Source organism: Aquimarina rhabdastrellae, from assembly GCA_947387485.1.
Lineage (GTDB): Bacteria > Bacteroidota > Bacteroidia > Flavobacteriales > Flavobacteriaceae > Aquimarina.
In genome coordinates this window covers 1-1,199 of the sequence record CANDNT010000053.1, presented here as the reverse complement: position 1 = coordinate 1,199, position 1,199 = coordinate 1, and the positions used below count along the sequence as shown (strand labels likewise).

Sequence of the window (1,199 nt, the reverse complement as noted above, 5' to 3'; positions counted from 1 at the left end):
TCATCCTATTTAAAGCAGTACCAAAAGATAAGGTACAACCTTCATTCCCTATGCCATTTATTGGATCTGTAGTTGTACCTATGTCACTCATCCATTCTCCCATTCCTAAAGCGACTTTATACATACCATTATTAGGAAGATAAGTTTGAGATGATGGACCTTGATAAATACTATGCCCTTGGTCAGTTAATGCATCTCCAAGATTATTTTCAGATACTTCTATATAATAAGGAATTCGAATACCTTCTTCTTCATCAACATGACTCCATGCATTGCTTAATTTTAATTTGTAGGAATCATTATTAATATGTTCAAAAATTTGCATGGCATAAGCATAGTTAGATGCTCCTGTAGTTTTTACACAAGTTGGTCTATTACAATCATTATATATCCATGTTGGTTCATCTTCTGTAGGCATAGCATCTAAGTCAATAATAGTTTCATTTGTTTTAGACATGCCAAGTATCTTATAAGAATAAGACCTGTTGGAGAATATTTTTTGTTCTAATCGTATATGATTTTCCCCTCGATTCGTTTCATATACTCTTTGAACCTTACCATCTTCTATTGCTTTAATGATCCAATAATCAATACGACTATTTTTATGCATTACTAAATACCCATTGCTCTCATAAGGAACATTTTTAATGATTCTTGATTTTTGTAAAGCAGGTTTAACTCCTAAATATTGAGTTGTTTGTGAATTCACAAACATGAAAGTAAACAGACTAATGAAAACTAATATATGGTTTTTCATGATTTTGTATTTATTTTGATTTTTTAATGATGTTTATGATTTTGACTAGTTCCGGAATTAAAAATCATAAATCTAAATTATGTAAAGCCAATTGCTTAAGACCTTTATAATTTCTGAATATCACAGTTACACCTAAAAAAGGTACTAGTTAGAAGGCACTTGGTACGAAAACCATTGAATTTGTGATGAAATTATGAGAGGAAATGCATTTAATTAAAAATATCAGATACAAAAATTTGATATCTCCGATTAATTAAAAATAAAAGTTCTAATAAAATAACCCATTTAGAATTAGCCAAATAACTACAACTAGGTCATTCAACAGAAGTTAATATAAATAACATGAAAGTTAAATATGTTAGTTGTTTTAGAAGTGAATATCTTTTAAATTTTGAAGATAGCTTTGGCTTACAGGTAGTTTTAAATCACCAATACAAACCTC

General features: G+C 29.0%; 1 protein-coding gene. It reads right to left on the bottom strand.

What is annotated here, in order from left to right:
- A partial coding sequence (locus ACYEKI_RS21200; RefSeq protein WP_459213214.1) for a hypothetical protein occupies nucleotides 1-709 on the bottom strand: 709 nt, incomplete at its 3' end.
- Nucleotides 710-1,199 lie beyond the last annotated feature (490 nt).